Annotated in this window: 9 protein-coding genes; 4 read left to right on the top strand and 5 right to left on the bottom strand. The window is 46.0% G+C overall.

Annotation, left to right across the window (positions count from 1 at the left end):
* Window positions 1–124: 124 nt before the first annotated feature.
* The 4 genes from ACFPIB_RS06270 to ACFPIB_RS06255 form a co-directional block, all read right to left on the bottom strand.
* Window positions 125–2,335 (bottom strand): bifunctional alpha,alpha-trehalose-phosphate synthase (UDP-forming)/trehalose-phosphatase, encoded by a 2,211-nt coding sequence (locus ACFPIB_RS06270; protein ID WP_378016579.1) that lies wholly within the window; start codon window positions 2,333–2,335, stop codon window positions 125–127.
* Window positions 2,336–2,627: 292 nt separating this feature from the next.
* Window positions 2,628–4,661 carry a 1,4-alpha-glucan branching protein GlgB gene (gene glgB, locus ACFPIB_RS06265; protein ID WP_378016578.1) on the bottom strand — a complete coding sequence of 678 codons (2,034 nt, stop codon included), beginning with the start codon at window positions 4,659–4,661 and terminating at the stop codon, window positions 2,628–2,630.
* Window positions 4,654–7,980, bottom strand: a complete 3,327-nt coding sequence (gene treS / locus ACFPIB_RS06260; RefSeq protein ID WP_378016577.1) for a maltose alpha-D-glucosyltransferase — start codon at window positions 7,978–7,980, stop codon at window positions 4,654–4,656. Before treS ends, glgB begins: the two co-directional genes overlap by 8 nt.
* A 198-nt stretch (window positions 7,981–8,178) precedes the next feature.
* Window positions 8,179–10,182, bottom strand: coding sequence for an alpha-1,4-glucan--maltose-1-phosphate maltosyltransferase (locus ACFPIB_RS06255; protein WP_378016576.1), 2,004 nt, complete (start codon window positions 10,180–10,182; stop codon window positions 8,179–8,181).
* A gap of 313 nt (window positions 10,183–10,495) precedes the next feature.
* Here ACFPIB_RS06255 and treZ point away from each other — a divergent pair, with 313 nt between their 5' ends.
* The 3 genes from treZ to malQ all read left to right on the top strand — a co-directional run bounded on the left by treZ (window position 10,496) and on the right by malQ (window position 16,659).
* Entirely contained in the window at window positions 10,496–12,319 is a 1,824-nt protein-coding gene (gene treZ / locus ACFPIB_RS06250; protein WP_378016575.1) for a malto-oligosyltrehalose trehalohydrolase, read from the top strand.
* Between the two features lie 96 nt (window positions 12,320–12,415).
* Window positions 12,416–15,148: a malto-oligosyltrehalose synthase gene (treY, locus tag ACFPIB_RS06245; protein ID WP_378016574.1), complete on the top strand. Its 2,733-nt coding sequence runs from the start codon at window positions 12,416–12,418 to the stop codon at window positions 15,146–15,148.
* Window positions 15,145–16,659: a 4-alpha-glucanotransferase gene (gene malQ, locus ACFPIB_RS06240; RefSeq protein WP_378016573.1), complete on the top strand. Its 1,515-nt coding sequence runs from the start codon at window positions 15,145–15,147 to the stop codon at window positions 16,657–16,659. Before treY ends, malQ begins: the two co-directional genes overlap by 4 nt.
* A gap of 270 nt (window positions 16,660–16,929) precedes the next feature.
* Here the strand turns inward: malQ and ispG are convergent, their stop codons facing one another.
* Window positions 16,930–18,909, bottom strand: coding sequence for a (E)-4-hydroxy-3-methylbut-2-enyl-diphosphate synthase (ispG, locus tag ACFPIB_RS06235; RefSeq protein ID WP_378016572.1), 1,980 nt, complete (start codon window positions 18,907–18,909; stop codon window positions 16,930–16,932).
* A 202-nt stretch (window positions 18,910–19,111) separates the two neighbouring features.
* Between ispG and ACFPIB_RS06230 the strand changes: the two genes are divergently transcribed.
* Entirely contained in the window at window positions 19,112–19,600 is a 489-nt protein-coding gene (locus tag ACFPIB_RS06230; RefSeq protein ID WP_378016571.1) for a hypothetical protein, read from the top strand.
* Window positions 19,601–19,651 lie beyond the last annotated feature (51 nt).

Here is a 19,651-nt window from a genome sequence, read left to right as displayed (position 1 = left end):
TCAGGTTATTTGATCTTCTCAGACTTTTCAAGTGCTAAACCCCACCGTTTTTCAAGTAAAAAGCACCTGCTTCCTAAAGAAAACTCCGGAAACAGGTGCTGAATTTATTTAAACTATTTACACGTTACGCGCTGATACGCAGGCCGGATTTTGCTTTTCGTTCAGTAAGAATTTCCTGAATAAGCATGCGTACATCTTTTACCGAATCTAAATAATAGCGGGCAGAAGAACGGGTGTTGCCTACTTTTATCGTGAAAGCGTTATCTGGCATGGCCCGGAAAGTATCTTCATCGGTACGGTCGTCGCCAATAGCCATCACAAAATCGGCAGGATATTTTTCGAGCCAGCGGGTTGCGGCGGCGCCTTTATTCACTTCGGTATTTTTAATTTCCAATACCATGTTGCCTTCCATTACCTGCAGGTTTATGTTCGAAGCCAGGTAAGATAAATGGGAATTCAGTTCGCGCGCGCGCAGTTCGCCAAGACCCTTTTCTACTTTACGGTAATGCCACACCAGCGAATAATCTTTTTCTTCAATGAAAGAACCCGGCGTGCGGCTTACGTGTAATTCCATGATCGGACGGATGTCTTTTTTCCAGTCGCTGCTCAGGTTCCGGATCATTTGCCAGTCTTCGCCTCCTTCTTTCAGCCAGACGCCGTGCTCCGCAATAATATCTACATCGAGTTTTCCGAGCCAATCCTGTAGCGTTTTCCGGTCGCGGCCACTGATTATAACCACCCGGTTTTTATGGTCGGCCGTAATTTTCTGTAGCAAACTAATCAGTTCCTGATCCGGACGGGCTTTCTGCGGAGCATCCTGAAAACCTACCAGCGTACCATCGTAATCCAGGAAAATCAAGCGGTTTTCGGCGCTGGCGTATTCATTTTGTAAAACTTCTGCTTCATGGGTATCGAGTGCTGCTGTAGACATGGAAAGTTGTTTGATCTTGATGTAACTGAGCCGGTCCATGAACAGGTTAACCCAGTGATTGATGTTGTAGCGTTTTACCAGTTCCTGCATTTGCTCCATATGGAACTGCTGCTCTTCTTCTGGCATGGTTAGCGCTTTATATAAGGCATTTACCAATTGGTTCTGATCGTTCGGATTGATCAGAATGGCATCAGAAAGTTCGCGGGAGGCGCCGGCCATTTCACTTAAGATCAATACGCCTTTCTGGTCGGTTTTGCTGGCAATATATTCTTTGGCTACCAGGTTCATGCCGTCGCGCATCGGGGTTACCAGACCTACATCGGCCATGCGGTAAAATGCCGAAAGCGATTCGAGCGGGAAAGACCGGTAAAAATAATTGATCGGGCGCCAGTTCATGTTCCCGTAAGTGCCATTTATGCGGCCTACCAGTTCATCAACTTCCTCCTTCAGTTCCTTGTATTTGCCAACCTGGTCGCGTGAAGGCACTACGATCATCAGCAAACTTACTTTTTCGTTGAATTCCGGGTGCTGCTGCAGGAATAATTCAAAAGCCTCGAGACGCTGCGGAATGCCTTTGGAATAATCGAGCCGGTCGATTGAAAGAATGATCTTCTGATCGTGAATGGCTTTGCGGTAAGTTTGTTCGCGTTTCAGCGTTTCTTCGCTTTCGGCTACTTCGGCATATTTATCGTAGTCAATTCCCATCGGGAAAGCATCTACCATAACAGTGCGCTTGCCGGTATCTATTAAGCCCTGCTGGTTATTGTAACCTACGATACGGCTAACCGAACTTAAAAAGTGGCGGGCGTCGTCGTAGGTATGGAAACCCAAAAGATCGGCGCCCAGCATGCCATTCAGCAATTCTTCCCGCCATGGCAATAAACGGAAAACTTCGTAACTCGGGAACGGAATGTGCTGGAAAAAGCCAATGCTGCTGTCCGGTAAATTCTCGCGGAGCATTTGCGGTAAAAGCAACAACTGGTAATCGTGGATCCAGATGGTATCGCCGGGCTTGGCAATTTTCATTACTTCGTTGCAGAACTTCTGGTTTACGCGCCGGTAGGTTTCCCACATTTTCTGGTCGTAAATGGCATATTGCAGAAAATAATGGAAAGTTGGCCACAGGGTTTCGTTGCTGAAGCCTTCATAAAATTCTTTGATCTCAGTTTTAGAAAGGAAAACCGGGTGCATGTGATCGGCCTGTAGATCGGCGGCAACCTGTAACTGATCGCTTTCTTCTTCGAGGTAAATTCCGGGCCAGCCGATCCAACGGTTAGAGCCTTGTTTGTAAACGCTTCCCAGGCCAGTGGCGAGGCCGCCTTCGCTGGTTTTGTACTCAATGTGTTGGTGCTTTTTCAGAACAGTCACCGGGAGTCTGTTGGAAACAATAATCGTTCTTGACATGATGTGGAGCTTAGGGTGGAGCCAGAGAGTTGCTGTTATAATTAACAGGATACTTCAAGCAGTGTTTTAGGGTTTCTGTTTAATTTTATCGGTTCGAGATATATTTTATAAGTTATTAATTATGAATTGCTTGAAAAACATTTATTGGTGAACAGCTTTAAAATTCAAGTATAAACAAGCTAATTTTAAGGCTTTATTTTTAACAAAACAAGCTTTTAGCGCCTTCAATAATCCAAACAGAACGTGAGGATTTATGAAAACGGTATCATTTTGCATCCAAAAAGTCGGGTTTTTATTTCCGGTATTTCAGGTAAATAACCCCGAGCGGAGGCAGCGTTAAGCTAAGTGAAAAATCACGGCCATGCATCGGGAAATTTTCTGCCTTTAAATCGATGCCATTTATTACGCCGCTTCCGCCATATTCGGTTGCATCGCTGTTGAAGATTTCGTCCCAGCAACCTTTTTTCGGTACGCCGATCCTGTAATTTTCGCGTGGCACCGGCGTGAAATTGCAAACAATCAGGATCTGCTCTTTATCCGATTTGCCTTTCCGCAGAAAACTGATCACGCTGTTAGCCGCATCATGAAAATCGACCCATTCAAAACCTTCGGCTTCAAAACTTCTTTCATACAGCGCTTTTTCATGCTTGTAAATATGGTTGAGTTTCTGAAGCAAAACCTGCACTCCATTGTGGAGCGGGTATTGGGTTAAATGCCACTCCAAACTGCTTTCGTGCGCCCATTCGCTGGTTTGCCCGAATTCGCCGCCCATGAATAAAAGTTTTGCGCCGGGGTGCCCATACATGTATCCGTAAAGCATACGCAGGTTCGCAAACTGCTGCCATTCGTCGCCCGGCATTTTCCGCACCAGCGCCCCTTTTCCATAAACCACTTCGTCGTGCGAAAGCGGCAGCATGAAATTTTCGGCAAAGGCATAAATAATGCTGAACGTGATCTGCCCCTGGTGGTATTGCCGGAAGATCGGTTCCATTTCCAGGTAATGCAGCGTATCGTGCATCCAGCCCATCATCCATTTCATATTAAAGCCTAATCCTCCAATATAAGCAGGGCGCGAAACACCCGGAAAAGCGGTAGATTCTTCGGCAATGGTAATAGCATCGGGATGAGCTTGCTGAATGGCGTCGTTGAATTCGCGGATAAAAGCAATGGCTTCCAAGTTTTCGCGGCCGCCGTGTTCGTTCGGTATCCATTCGCCGTGATTGCGCGAATAATCGAGGTAAAGCATGGAAGCTACAGCATCTACCCGCAAACCATCGGCGTGGTATTTCTCGATCCAGAAAAGCGCGTTGCTTATCAGGAAAGATTTTACCTCGTTGCGACCATAATTAAAGATGTAGCTTTTCCAGTCTGGGTGAAAGCCTTTTCGTGGGTCGGCGTGTTCGTATAAATGCGTACCATCGAAGTAAACCAAACCATGCTCATCGGAAGGAAAATGCGACGGTACCCAATCGAGAATTACCCCAATGCCGGCTTCGTGCAACGCGTTTATCAAATACATAAAATCCTGCGGCGAACCATACCGGCTGCTTGGCGCAAAATAACCCGTAACCTGATACCCCCACGAGCCATAGAACGGATGTTCCATAACCGGCATAAACTCTACGTGCGTAAAGCCCAGTTCCTGGAGATATTCGGGTAATTCCCGCGCCAGTTCCAGGTAGGTTAAGTGGCGGTTTCCTTCTTCCGGTACCCGTTTCCAGGAGCCCAGGTGCATTTCGTAAACAGAATATGGTTGCGGTTTCCCGGCGCATTTGCTACGGTTTTGCAGCCACTTTTTATCGTTCCAACTGTACTGAATATCCCAGACAATGGAAGCGGTGCGCGGCGGCTCTTCGCACAAATAACCGAACGGATCGGCTTTGGCTACTTCAAAACCATTGTGGTGCGAGCGGATGTGGTATTTGTAAAGTTCGCCGTGCCCGATGCCCGGAAAGAAACCTTCCCAGATGCCGGAATGATCGAAGCGGGGCTGCAGGTTATATTCTCCCGGCCGCCAGTGGTTAAAATTCCCGATCACGGAAACTGCTTCGGCATTGGGTGCCCACAGGGCAAAATAGGTACCCTTCTGGCCTTTAAAAGTCATGAGGTGAGCACCAAGTTTATCATAAAGCTTGTAATGCTTTCCTTCCCGGAATAAATGAATATCAAACTCGGAGAACCGCGTACAATGCTCTTCTGCCTGTGTATCCGGCGTTTTATGTAAGGAAGGTGCATCTTCCAGAATTATATCCAGCACTTTTTCAACCAGCCCTTGCGCCGCATTTTGTCCGGTAGCCGTTTCAGCTTTTTTTGTTCTTTTAGCCATGCTTTTCAGAATTCATGATAGATTTAATGCCCCGTAGCGGAATGATCACCCAATCCGGACGGTTGTTCAGTTCATAGCCCAATTCATAGATCGCTTTTTCGAGCAGGAACGTCTGGATCAGGATCTCGAAATCTTCGGTATTATCCGGCAGAATGTTTTTATCCTGCATTTTATCGAGGTACGCTTCCATGTAAAAACCGCTTACGTAGTGGTACCATTGTTCGGCCCAGTATTCCATTTCCTGGCTGTTTTCCCTGGCCAGATAAGCATCTTGCACCAGCGCATTGTAAGCCGCATAATGGAACGAACGAATCATGCCGGCCACGTCGCGCAGCGGCGAACGTTTCAGGCGACGTTCGCTGTAAGAACGGGCCGGTTCGCCTTCAAAATCGAGCATAATAAAATCTTTCCCCGTGAACAAAACCTGGCCCAGGTGGAAGTCGCCGTGCGTTCTTACTTTCAGGGTGTTTATTTTGCGGGAAAATATCCGTTTGAAACGTTCCAGAATTTCTTCGCGCATGGCCAGCACATCTTCAGCTTCCTGTAGCACATCTTCAGGCAGATCTTTCAGGTGTTTGCGCAGCAGATCGAAATTACTCCGCACCAGCGATTTTAAACCCGAGAATAACGAACGCTGGTAATGCAGGGAATAATCTTCAGGACTGAAATCTTTATCGGTATAATTCGAAGCCAGGGCTAAATGCATTTCGGCGGTGCGGGTTCCCAATAAACTGATACGCTCCACATAACCGCCACCCAGTATATTCTGCAGCTCTTCCGGAATTGCTTCGAACGGCGCCGGTGAAGCCAACGAACCTAAAGTAACCATGTGCGGAATATTCTTACCAACTGAAGACACGCGCTCGAAATAACGTTTTACCGACTCCCCGATATAAGCCCAGGCGTCACCCTGATTCGGGATCATTTCCTGCATCATGCCCAGCACAATGCCGGTTTTGCCCTGCGTTTGCAGTTCCAGACTACCTTTAAAAGCTGGTACATTCGGGAATCCTGCCTGCTCGGTCAGGAAACGGGTAATTTCCAGATCCTGGTTAATGGCCCGGTCGAGTTTGCGATAGAATTTAAAGAAATACTTATCGTCGTAAACGATGGACGTGTTGCTTTGCTCGGCGCCCAAAATTCTGGAATGAATGTACTCTTTGCCTTCGTTCGGATTTAAAACGGTACCCCTTACGGCCTGAAAAACCAGTTCGGTTTGATTGCTTAATGTCAGTTTTTTGCGTTTGGCCATAAAGCTGAAAACCGTGTGGCGGAACGCTTCGCTGTAAACAGCATCGAACAAAACTCCGCTGGCACCATCTATTTGGGCGGAGGCTACAATGCTGTGCGGGCAATGCGTGCGCAGGGTTTCTTCTTTCTTATCGGCGGCGAAAGATAGCGCCAGTTGGTAAAGCTCCGGTAACCCTTCGTTGTAGGTAACTTCCATGATCAGCAGCACCGTTTCTTCGCCTTTAACCGGAATAGGAATAAAATCGGTAACTTCTATGCGCTGAATGATGCGGGCTTTTCCGCCAAACCACCGGCACTTCATCAGGTATTGCGGCAATACGCGGTCCTGCAGATCCTGCACTACCCGATGATCCATATTGGTCACGCTGTCGAAATTAACTTCCGGTAAAGCAGCTTTTTCCTGAAAGGCTTCATCAGGCTTCAGATTGAACCAGTAAGAACCATAAGGCGCCAGCGTGATGAGGTAATGATCGGATTTGATCTTTGGAAAATGGTTCTGCCCGAAAACTTCCACCGGCGAATAATTTTCGTACTCTGCCAGCGGCAATTCTACGGCCTGCGGAAAGCGAGACAAATTGCAAACCACCAGGATATTTTCGTCTTCGTAGGTTCTTAAAAACGCCAGCACTTTGGTATTTTCCGGGCTCAGGAATTTTATTTTTCCGCGCCCAAAAGCTTTAAACCGTTTACGCATAGCAATAACCCGTTTCATCCACCAGAGCAGCGAATTCGGGTTTTTTTCCTGGGTCTCTACGTTTACGGCTTCGTATTTATATTCCGGATCTATAATTACCGGCAGGTATAATTGCTGCGGATTGGCCTGCGAAAAACCAGCGTTCCTATCGGGACTCCATTGCATGGGAGTACGCACACCGTCGCGGTCGCCGAGGTAAAAGTTATCGCCCATGCCTATTTCATCGCCGTAGTAAATAACCGGCGTGCCAGGCATGGAAAACAGCAGAATATTCATGAGTTCTATTTTGCTGCGGTTATTATCCAGCAGCGGCGCCAGACGATGGCGGATGCCTAAATTAATGCGCGCCAGCGGATCTTTGGTATACACTTTATACATGTAATCGCGTTCTTCGTCGGTTACCATTTCCAGGGTAAGTTCGTCGTGGTTGCGCAAAAACATGGCCCACTGGCAGGTTTCCGGAATTTCAGGCGTCTGGTCCAGAATATCGATCAACGGGTAACGGTCTTCCATTTTCACGCTCATAAACATGCGGGGCATGATCGGGAAATGGTAATTCATGTGGCATTCATCGCCATCGCCAAAATAGGAAGCCGATTCTTCCGGCCACATATTCGCTTCGGCTAAAAACAAACGGCCCGGATATTTGGTATCTACATGCTTGCGCAGTTTTTTCAGGAACGCGTGGGTTTCGGGCAGGTTTTCGCCGTTGGTTCCTTCGCGCTCGAATAAATAAGGTACGGCATCCAAACGGAAACCATCCACGCCCATATCGAGCCAGTAATCCAGCATTTTGAAAACCTCTTCCTGCACCTTCGGGTTATCGTAGTTCAGGTCGGGCTGGTGCGAGAAAAAGCGGTGCCAATAATATTGTTTGGCAATCGGGTCCCAGGTCCAGTTAGAAGATTCGGTATCGCAGAAAATAATGCGCACCTGGTTGTATTTATTCGGATCGTCGGACCAAACGTAATAATCTCTTTCTTCAGAACCCGGAGCAGCATGGCGCGCGCGCTGGAACCACGGATGCTGATCGGAAGTGTGGTTAATAACTAGCTCAGTAATTACTTTTAAACCCCGGGCGTGCGCTTCTTTCAGAAAACGTTTGAACTGGTTGATGTTGCCGTACGATGGATTGATGGTGTAATAATCGGCAATATCGTAGCCATCATCGCGGAGCGGCGAAGGGTAAAAAGGCAGCAGCCAGATGGCAGTTACGCCCAGACTTTCGAGATAATCGAGTTTGCTTAATAAGCCTTCAAAATCGCCGATCCCATCTTTATTGCTGTCGGAGAAAGCTTTGATGTGCAGTTCGTAAATAATGGCATCTTTATACCAGCGTAAATTTTCATCGGATAAGTTTTGCTCGTTCGCCATGAGGAGGATTGTTGCTTTTTCTTAGTTTTTTGGAGTATGTATTTTTCAGTAGCGCAAAGTTTAAGCCCTGCGTTACATTTTATTTCAGAAGCACTTTTTAAGCTCAAAACTATACCGTTTTAAGTGAACGTTTTTTAGTTTTTGAGCCTGAAATTATACCGTTTTCTGAAGCGCGTTCTACGAAGCAACCGGTTGCAGCTAATGCACCGATTTATTTTCTGCTACTTCTTTTTCGGGTTTAAAAACCGGCGCTTCCACCCGGAAAACGTGTACCGGCATTGCTTCCGGGTGCAGTTCTACGTAATTCCAGTCGTTGCGCCAGGTGTACGTGTGGCCGGTGATCAGGTCGTGTACGTGATAAGGTTCGCTTGGGTCGATGAAAAGTTCTTTTACCGGTACCTGCACCCAGCCATTCTGTTTGTTGAAAGCATCGAGGTTTAGAACAATGATCAGGCGGTTATGCCCGGTTTCATCGAGCTTGCCGTAGCAAAGCAAATTGCTGTTATCGGTATTTCCGAAATGAATGTGCCATGTAGTTTGCAGCGCCGGATTTTCTTTCCGGATCTGGTTGATCTTCGTGATCACGTCGCGGATCTTGGTTTGCGCGTTCCAGTCCCAGTGTTTCACTTCGTATTTTTCAGAATCGAGGTATTCTTCTTTGCCCGGTGCCATTGGTGTATTAATTCCAAATTCATAGACCGGGCCGTATAAACCGTAATTACTTGACATAGTGGCAGCCATAATTAAGCGCGTAATGAACATGGGTTCGCCACCGGTTTGCAAATGTTCCGGTAAAATATCGGGCGTATTCGGCCAGAAATTCGGGCGGTAAAATTCGCGCAGGTCGGTTTTGGTAAGTTCTTCCATGTATTCGCGCAATTCTTCTGCCGTGTTCCGCCAGGTAAAATACGTGTAACTCTGGTTAAAGCCGATCTTGCCCAAACGCTCCATAATGCGCGGCCGGGTAAAAGCTTCCGCCAGGAAAATAGTATCCGGGTATGCTCTACGCACTTCACTGATAAGCCATTCCCAGAAAACAAACGGCTTGGTATGCGGATTATCGACCCGGAAAATTGTTACGCCCTGCTTGATCCAATAGATAACGATGCTTTTCAGTTCCTGCCAAAGATTTTCCCAGTCTTCGGTTTCAAAATTAACGGGCAGCACATCCTGGTATTTTTTCGGCGGGTTTTCTGCGTATTGCACCGTGCCGTCGGGCCGCCATTTGAACCAGTCTGGGTGCTCTTTTACGTACGGATGATCGGGGGAACACTGTATAGCAAAATCAAGCGCAATTTCCATTCCCAGGTCGTTAGCTGCTTTTACAAATTCCCGGAAATCTTCTAAAGTGCCCAGTTCAGGATGAATGGCTTTGTGTCCGCCTTCCGAGCCGCCAATGGCCCAGGGAACGCCCGGCATGCCTGGTTCAGCATTTAACGTATTATTATATCCTTTCCGGAAACTGATACCAATAGGATGAATAGGCGGCAGATAAATTACATCAAAACCCATTTCGGCAATGCGCGGCAGAATATTTATGGCATCCTTAAAGGTGCCGTGTTTGCCAGGCACTTCGGCGGTGGATCTCGGAAAAAATTCGTACCAGGCGCTGAATAGTGCTTTTTTCCGTTCTACCTCTACCGCTAAGATCCGGAAATATTGTTTGGCGTTGCTGCGGTCCGCGAATTGATACATGGCTTCTGAAACCTCATTGCTTTCGGCCAGGGAAATTGCCGCCGACTGGCTCACCGGATTTCGCAGGGAAGCAGCCCATTTCAGCATTTTTTTAGCCTGTCCCGCTTTGGTGTGTGCCGCCGCCGCTTCTATCAGCTCCGCTCCTATTTTAAACTCCACAGTAAGATCCTGACCGGCATCGAATTTCTTTTGCATAGCCAGCTGCCAGCTTTTAAAATGATCTACCCAACCGATGATCGAATATTCGTAACGGCCCATGGTGGTGGTAATAAATTCACCCTGCCAGCGGTCGTTCCCAATAAATTCCATGGGTACTTCCTGCCAGTTCTTTTTGCCGGCCTGCCGGTAAATTACCACCGCTCTTACGGAATCGTGACCATCCGTAAAAACATCTGCTTCAACTTTTACTTTCTCCCCTACAACCCGTTTTATCGGAAAATGCCCGCCATTTATTTCCGGTTTTACATTATCAATAACTACTCTTTTGGTTCCTTCGAGGTGCTTCATGAAGATTAAGATATGCGTTGTTGAAAGTTAAAATTCTTACCCGTTAAGGCACAATAAGGTTTTTACCGATAAAGCCGTTTTGGGTTGTATTTCTCTAAAAAAATCCTGGTTTCTCCTTTTTAATAGCGTTTAAAATATTTCCCGGCGCCTACAACTTTTAAAGGCTTTCGGTGGTATGCATGTCGTTGTTGTTTTTACTTTTTCTCCTGAAAAGGATACCGTTTTTAAATGTGCCAGCCCAAAAGCTGCCATTCAAAATCCGAAAAAAAGAACAGATTCATGCAGATAACGCTCAAAAATTAATGATTTTATAATGACGATGCTTCAAAAAATTGGTGCACAGGTTCAAAATGATGGTAAGTGCATTTTTACAGTCTGGGCGCCCGAAATAGAATCGATTGCTTTACAAATTACCGGCCTGGAGGAACAAACCATTCCGATGCAAAAAATGGAATTTGGCTACTGGTCGGCTACGCTGGAAAATATTCCCCTGGACACGCGTTATTTTTTAAACCTGAACAACGATATGCTGCGTCCCGACCCGGTATCCGTGTCTCAGCCCGATGGAGTGCACGAAGCTTCTGCTTTAGTAGATCATAATGCTTTTAGTTGGACAGACGCAAGCTGGCCGGGAATTCCGTTGGAAAAGCTGATCGTATATGAGTTGCACACTGGTACGTTTACTTCGGAAAGGAATTTTGAGGGTATTATTTCGAAACTTGATTACTTGCTGGAGCTCGGTATTAATGCCATTGAAATTATGCCGGTTGCGCAGTTTCCTGGCGCACGCAATTGGGGTTACGACGGTGTTTTTCCGTTTGCGGTTCAGAATTCTTATGGCGGCCCCGATGGTCTGAAAAAACTGGTAAATGCCTGCCACGAAAAAGGAATCGCGGTTGTGCTGGATGTGGTTTATAATCACCTTGGTCCGGAAGGAAATTACCTGCGCGAGTTTGGCCCTTATTTCACCGATAAATATAAAACGCCCTGGGGCAGTGCCCTGAATTTCGACGATGCGTATGCCGACGGCGTACGGAATTTCTTTATTCAGAATGCGCTCATGTGGTTCCGCGATTATCACATCGATGCGTTGCGTTTGGATGCCGTTCATGCGATTATGGATTTCAGCGCCAATCATTTTTTGAAAGAACTGGCGGATGAAACTGCGAAATTAAGCCAGGAACTTGGCCGTGAATTTTTACTCATTGCCGAATCTGATCTGAACGATGTGCGGCTGATCAATCCGAAAGAAAAAGGCGGTTATGGTTTGCAGGCGCAATGGAACGACGATTTTCACCATGCGCTGCATACTTTGCTTACCGGCGAAAATGCGGGCTATTATGTAGATTTTGGCAAGCTCAAAGACCTGGAAAAAGCGTTTAAACATACGTTTGTTTTTAACGGAAATTATGCGCCGCACCGCCACAAAAGTTACGGAAATAATGCCGATGAAAACCCGGCGAAACAGTTTGTAGTCTGCATTCAGAATCATGACCAGGTTGGCAACCGCATGCTTGGCGACCGTCTCTCAGAAACGCTATCAATTCCGGCCTTAAAACTCGCGGCAGCGGCGTATATTTTGTCGCCATATATCCCGATGCTATTTATGGGCGAAGAATATGGCGAGAAAAATCCATTTCAGTATTTCATAAGCCACTCCGATAAAGAGCTGGTGGAAGCTGTAAGAAATGGCAGAAAAGAGGAATTCAAAAGCTTTAAATGGGCAGGCGAAGTGCCTGATCCGCAAAGTGAAACTACATTCAAAAATTCTATGCTTTCCTGGCAGTATGAACAAAGCGAAGCCAATGAACTGCACAAATTTTACCGCCGCGTGATCGAATTGCGTAAAACGCATCCGGTATTTTCCCAACCAGATAAAAACAACTTAAAAACGGAAGCCGATGAAGCCACGAATATCCTTAAAATAGAACGCTGGAATAACGAAATTACTACCCTGGCATATTATCATTTCGGAAAAAAACCTACCGAGATCAAGCTTGAAAATGCAGAAAATTACAGCATGCTCATCAGCAATTTTGGTGCGGAAGAAGCTAAAAACAGTAACCTGAAAACCACGGAAAAATTAAAATTGCCGCCGCAAAGTTTTATCATTTTCGAAAGCCATCAGTCAAATTAAAAAACCAGGATCCAGAACGTAAAATCATAACTTTTTTTCCTGGGTGCAAAGCCTGAAACAATAATACCGAAACGCTTAAATCTATTAACATTCACCATGTTCATTCCTGCTGCTACCTACCGCATTCAATTTCACAAAGATTTTACGTTTCGGGATCTGCTCGCGCAAATTCCTTATTTAAAAATGTTGGGAATAGATACCGTATATGCTTCGCCCGTTTTTAAAGCCCGCCCCGGCAGCACGCATGGCTACGACGTTACCGATGCAAACACGCTTAATTCTGAGATCGGAACGCCGGAAGATTTCGAGAAACTGCAGCAAACCCTGAAAGAAAACCAGATGTACTGGCTGCAGGATATTGTGCCGAATCACATGGCTTTTCACCAGGATAACGGGTGGCTGATGGACATTTTTGAGAACGGACCGTCTTCAGAATATTACAATTTCTTTGATATAAATTGGAATCATGAAAATGAGGAACTTACCGGGAAAGTAATGGCCCCGTTTTTAGGTTCTACCCCGGATGAAGCAATTGCCAACGGTGACCTGAAACTCGTTTTCTGCGAAGATGGATTTAAGATCCAATTCTATGAAAATCAGTTTCCTGCAAGTCTTATTTCCTGGCCCCTGATCCTGAAAAACCTTGCAAAAAACGCTATCGAAAATGAAGCAAAAACTGCCGGGTTATTTGAGCTGTTAAAATCAATTGAAACCGAAACGGACCTTAAAAAGCTACATGAAAAAAAAGAGGAAATACTGAGCTTTCTGCGAAAAACCGAACTTAAAAAGTGGCTTGAAAACGGTATGGAAATACTGAATAAAAGTCAGGAACAGTTGCAGGAAATTCTGGATAAACAATACTTCCGTTTAACCCTTTGGAGCCGGTCTGATGCTGAAATAAATTACCGCCGTTTCTTTACCATAAACGAACTGATCTGTTTGCGCATGGAAGATTCGGAAGTGTTTCAGAAGTATCACGCTTTTATTGCGGAGCAGTACAAAAAAGGCAGTTTTCAGGGGTTGCGCATCGATCATATAGATGGTTTGGCCGACCCGGTTACGTATTTGAAAAGGCTGCGCGAACTGGTTGGTGAAACGTGCTACATAAGCGTGGAAAAGATCCTGGATCTGGGCGAAGAATTACCGCAAAACTGGCCGGTTCAGGGCTCTACCGGCTACTTTTTTCTGGCTATTGTAAACCAATTATTTACCAGCACGAAAAAGGAAAATATCTTTAATGAGATCTACTTTGAGCAGGTGCCGGACGTACAGGATTCTGATTACGAATTATTGGTTTTCGAGAAGAAAATGTACATGCTTGAAAACCACATGCAAGGAGAAATTGATAACCTGTTTAGCCTTTTCAGAGACTCAGAACTTTTGCCTGCTACGCCCGGATATTCGGAAAAACAACTGAAAGCCGCATTACAAATCTTATTGGCTGCTTTCCCGGTGTATCGCCTTTATACCAATAAGTTACCGGTTGCCGGGCAGGATGCGGATGTTCTGGAAAAAGCCTTTGCCCGCGCCGAAAAATTTGCTTTGCACTTAAAGAAAGAACTTACCTATTTTCATCAATTATTTCAGGAAGATATCCAGGCTTTGCCGGTTTCGGCAGAAAAGCGGTTGCATTTTTTAATGCGTTGCCAGCAATTTACGGGTCCGTTGGCGGCTAAAGGTGTAGAAGATACTACCTTTTATAATTACAATCGCCTGATCTCACATAACGAAGTGGGCGACGACCCAGCCATTTTTGGAATTACCATTAACCGTTTTCATCAGGAAATGCTGGAACGGCTGAAAAGCTGGCCGCTTGCCCAAAACGCTACTTCCACCCACGACACCAAGCGCGGCGAAGATGCCCGTATGCGGCTGAATGTACTTTCAGAAATGCCGGAAAAATGGGCGGAAATACTGCAAAAATGGCAAGCGGTAAACCAGCAATTCTTACAAACCATAAACAACCAGCAAGCCCCTTCTAAGAACCGCATTTACTATTTGTACCAAGCTTTGCTCGGAGCGTTTCCCATGCATGGCAAACCGGAAAATGATTTTAAGGAACGCGTAAATGCAGCCCTTACCAAAGCCATTCGGGAAGCTAAAATGTATTCCAATTGGTCGGAACCGAATGAAGCGTACGAAAACGAAGTGCTCAATTTTCTGGAGCATATTTTAGCCGATGACACCGAATTTAATAACAGCTTTCTGCCATTCGTAAAACAACTTTCTTTTTATGGCATGTTGTATAGCCTGGGGCAAACCTTACTTAAAATTACCGCGCCTGGTATTCCGGATATTTACCAGGGTTGCGAGCTCTGGGATCTGAGCATGGTAGACCCCGATAACCGGCGACCGATTGATTATGAACTCCGGAAAAACTATTTGCAGGAACTCGCGCAGCTACCGGAAAACAGTAGGGAAAATGCCTTAAAAAGTATGATGCAAAACTGGCCAAACGGTAAAATAAAAATGTACACCACCTGGCGGGCTTTACAATTCAGGAAGGCAAATGCTAACCTGTTTACGCAAGGCGAATACATTCCTTTACAAACTTCCGAAAATGAGAACGTATTGGCTTTTGCCCGCAAACTGGAGCAGCATTGGTGCCTGGTTCTGGTCCCTTTAAATGTGGTAAATCTTACCGAAGCAGAACATTTTCCGTTATGTCAAAAAACCTGGCAACACGCAACCATTTACCTGCCCGTTCATGCTCCTGAAAACTGGAAAAATATTTTTACGAACGAAGCAATTTCTTTAAGAAATGAAGTGGTTTTAGCAGAAGTTTTTGCTTCGTTTCCAATAGCACTTTTAACCTCTGAAAGCATATGAAAACTCCGAGAAGCAGTGGCGTTATTTTACACATTACCTCTTTGCCGGGCCCGTTTGGAATCGGCGATCTTGGTCCGGAAGCTTACCGTTTTGCGGATCTTTTAGTAGAATGTGGCTTTAAATACTGGCAGTTACTTCCGCTTAATCCGGTTGAAAGTGGCATGGGTTTTTCGCCTTACAGCAGCACCTCTGCTTTTGCTGGAAATACCATGCTCATTAGTCCGGAATTACTGGTGAAAGATGGTTTGCTGCATGAACACGATCTTAAAAATTTACCTGCTTTTCCAAAAGAAAAAGTTAATTACGAAGAGGCATTTTCTCTGAAGCAAAACTTGCTGCAAAAGGCATTTGAAACGTTTCAGAATCTTCCGGAAAGTGCAAAGGAAGCGTACCGGAATTTCTGTGGAAATCATAAATTCTGGCTAGATGATTTTGCGTTGTTTACGGTGCTTCATGAACGTTATGAAAAAGTAAGCTGGCTTGATTGGCCGCAGGAATTCCGGGAAAGAAATGCGGCTGCTTTAGCGGAAATTCAGGAAAATTACAGCAATGAAATTGCCTTTGTAAAATGTACTCAGTTCCTGTTTTTTAAACAATGGAATGCGCTTCGGGAATACGGCAATAACCACGGACTTTTTTTCTTCGGAGACCTACCGTTTTATGTAAGTTTCGACAGTGCCGAAGTTTGGGCCAAGCCGGAAATTTTTAAACTGGATCACACGGGTAAACCCATTTCCGTGTCCGGCGTTCCGCCCGATTATTTCAGCGAAACGGGCCAGCTTTGGGGCACACCGATCTACGATTGGGAAAACCTGAAACGTAATGAGTATGACTGGTGGATCCAGCGATTGGCGCATAATTTAGCGCTTTTCGATGTGGCACGGCTCGATCATTTCCGGGCTTTTTATGATTACTGGGAAGTGCCTGTCGGTGAAATAACCGCCGTAAACGGAACATGGAAAGATGGCCCCGCCGATGATTTTTTCAAAACACTGCAGCAGAAATTCCCTGATATGCCTTTTATTGCCGAAGATCTGGGCGAAGTTGGCCCGGGCGTTTACGAGCTCCGGGACCGGTTCCATTTGCCGGGCATGGTAGTGTTGCAATACGGCTTCGGGGCAGACATTGCCAACAGCGTTTTTGCGTTACACAATCACACCCCAAACATGATCGGCTACACCGGTACCCACGATAATAATACGACCCGTGGTTGGTGGAAAAATGAATTAAAGGAGGAAGACCGCAAACGGGCCGCGCAATATTTGAATGAAAACCTGTCGGATTCGAATATCAGTTTGGCAATGATTAAGGCAACGTTAATGTCGGTGGCAGAGCTGGCAATTTTTCCGTTACAGGACCTGTTGGATCTGGATGAAAGTGCGATCATGAACCGGCCGTCTATCGGGGAAGGAAACTGGCAATGGCGCGTTACAGAAGAGCAACTGGCTGCGGTAGAAAAAAGCTATTGGCGGGAGTTGCTGGGATTATATGGAAGATTGACAATAAAGTAGGGACAGGGCTTGACCTGACCGCACGTTATTGCGATAAATTACTGCTTCAGTTTTTTTGCTTTAAAACCATAGCGTTTTTGTTTTTCTTTTCCTGAGCCGCAGGTAGAATGTTCTGCATGTGCGATCAGAAATGTTTGATCGGGAATGCATGCGGACTGGTCAAGCCTTTCCCTACGGTAAATCACGCCAATCACAAGAATTAAAGTTCAGACAAAAAAAGTGCAGCCATTTTCTTAGCTGCACTTTTTTAAGGTAAAACCCTACCGTTTTCTAAACGTTTTCAGTTTCCAGAATTACCGGCTCTACCCATTTGCCGTCTTCTTTGATCAGGTTTATCAGTTCATCTACGGCTTTTTCTTCCGGCACCGATTTTTTCATTACCGTCTGTCCGCGGTAAAGTGCAATTTTGCCCTTTCCAACGCCTACATAACCGTAATCCGCATCAGCCATTTCGCCAGGACCGTTTACAATACAACCCATAATACCGATCTTCACGCCTTTTAAATGGTCGGTGCGTTTGCGGATCATTGCCGTAGTTTCCTGCAGATCGAATAAGGTGCGGCCGCAGCTTGGGCAGGAAATGTACTCAGTTTTGCTCATGCGCGTGCGCGCCGCCTGTAAAATGCCGAAGCTTAGTTTGTTCAGGTTATCAATTCTGTCAAGCCATTCGGTTTTGGTTTTGGGCGCCATTTCCGAAGTTCCCAGCAGTACGCCATCGCCGAGGCCATCTATTAGCAATCCGCCAACGTCCGTAGAAGCATAAAGCTGCGTGGTTTCATCAGGCATTTCGGTAAAATCGCGGCGAATGATCACCGGAATTTCACAAGCATTGTTCATCATCCGGAAGAAACTTTTGCGAAGTTCGGCCATGGCGTGGGCATTGGAAGTATGCAAAACTGCAACGGCTGTTTTATCGGCTTTCAGCGTCGCGATCATTTCTCCGGTAAGGTCATGAATGCTAAGCTGCACAAAATTCACTTCCTCCGACTTTTTCACCTCCGAAAGATATCGTTTTGCGGAAAGCAGCGGGTATCGGTCTTCACGGTTTTCAGCAGTTTCCCAGGCCTCAAAATCTACGATTTCCTTCAGGCCGTTCGGCAGCATGAATGAGATCGGATTGGAACCGGTATAAATAAAATCGGCCCCCAGATCGTTCATGTTAAATTTATCGAGCAGCATGGAATATAAATGACCCACGCATTTCAGGTCGGCATATTGAATATCGGTAAGCTGGCTCAAGTCGGCAATTACGCGCGGCACGTTCGTTCCACCCATATTTTGTACTTCGTGCGTATGCCGCCGATGATACTGGAACGGGTCGATCGGAACGTTGCAAATTGATTTGATCGGTTCGTGGCCGGCGCGATTGGTGTAACGGTCGATCAGCGTGCGGGCAACCGGTGCTTCCAATTCCGGCGCTTCCGTTAAAGAAACCCGAACCGTATCGCCTAAGCCGTCTTCCAACAAGGTACCAATGCCAACGGCAGATTTAATGCGACCGTCTTCCGCCTCGCCGGCTTCGGTTACGCCCAAATGCAGCGGGTACGGTTTCAGGCCTTCTTCTTCCAATTTCTGCACTAATAAACGGTACGCCTGCACCATTACCTGCGTGTTGCTGGCTTTCATGCTGAGCACAATGTTGTAATAGTTCAGGTCTTCGCAGATGCGCAAAAATTCCAGCGCGCTTTCAACCATACCCAAAGGCGTATCGCCGTAGCGGCTCAGAATTCTATCAGAAAGCGAACCGTGATTCGTGCCGATGCGCATGGCGGTGCCGTGTTCCTTGCAGATCTTCACCAGCGGCTCAAAACGTTCGCGGATGCGGTCTAATTCGGCCTGGTAGGTTTCGTCGGTATATTCAATTACTTTGAATTTCTTTTTATCGGCGTAATTCCCCGGATTGATGCGTACTTTCTCTACGATCTTCGCGGCAAGTTCAGCAGCGTTTGGCGTGAAATGGATATCGGCAATAAGCGGAACGTTGTACCCGCGTTTGCGGAGTTCGGCTTTAATTTCCCGTAGGTTTTCGGCTTCGGCTACGCTGGGCGCGGTAATGCGCACGTATTCGCAACCGGCTTCCACCATCCGGATCACCTGCTCTACCGAACCAATGGTATCCATGGTATCTACGGTAGTCATAGATTGCACCCGAATTGGATTTTCTCCACCCATAGGCAGGTCACCGATGGTTACTTCTATGGTTTGACGGCGTTGATATTCCGTTAAACTCGGACAATATATTTTATTCATACAAGGTAGTTTCGCTATAAACAACCCGCCGGCGCAGATTATTATTCAGGCAGGTATTACAAAATTACGCTTATTTGGCCGGGAATAAAAGATTGCACTGTTTGAAACGAGTTTTTGGATATAATTTATAAAAGGAATGCACCCTTTTCAGCTGATATCTCGTTAAGTGGTATTGAATACGGATAAAAATCTCTATTGCTCTATGATACATTTACTACGAAAAACTCCGACCCAGCAATTTCAACCGTTTATAGAAAAGGCCGGCCTGAAAATGAACCAGGTAGGTGAAGCTATTTTTATTGCTAAAGAATCTATTATGGAAATTCTGCGCAATGAACTGAAAAAAGGCAATATAGACGAAGTGGTGAACACCATAAAAGGTAAACCGATGGCCGGTGGCCGCAAATTGCTGATCGATAAAATTATTAAAAGCATTGCCACCAAAATTGTAATGCGGATGGGCTTGCGCGGCGCCATTGCTACCGGTCTGGCCGCCATTCTGGTGCCACTTATTCTTTCTAAAATGGCCCACAAAATTTTGCAGTCAGATTCCCTGAGCGATCTTATGGATACTTTTGGTATTACCGACCGCATGAACGATCTGACCCAGTTAGGCGATACGCTCCGCGAAAAATTCACATTTAAAAAACCGGAAATGGAAAACCCGGCTCCCAGAGAGAACGCCGCTTAAAAATGCTATGCTTTGAGCATAAAAAAGTCGGGCCGAAGATCTCTCTTCGGC

This window comes from Adhaeribacter terreus (genome assembly GCF_042657365.1).
Lineage (GTDB): Bacteria > Bacteroidota > Bacteroidia > Cytophagales > Hymenobacteraceae > Adhaeribacter_A > Adhaeribacter_A terreus.
Note: the sequence above shows the minus strand (reverse complement) of the source record. Positions and strands in the feature narration are given on the sequence as shown.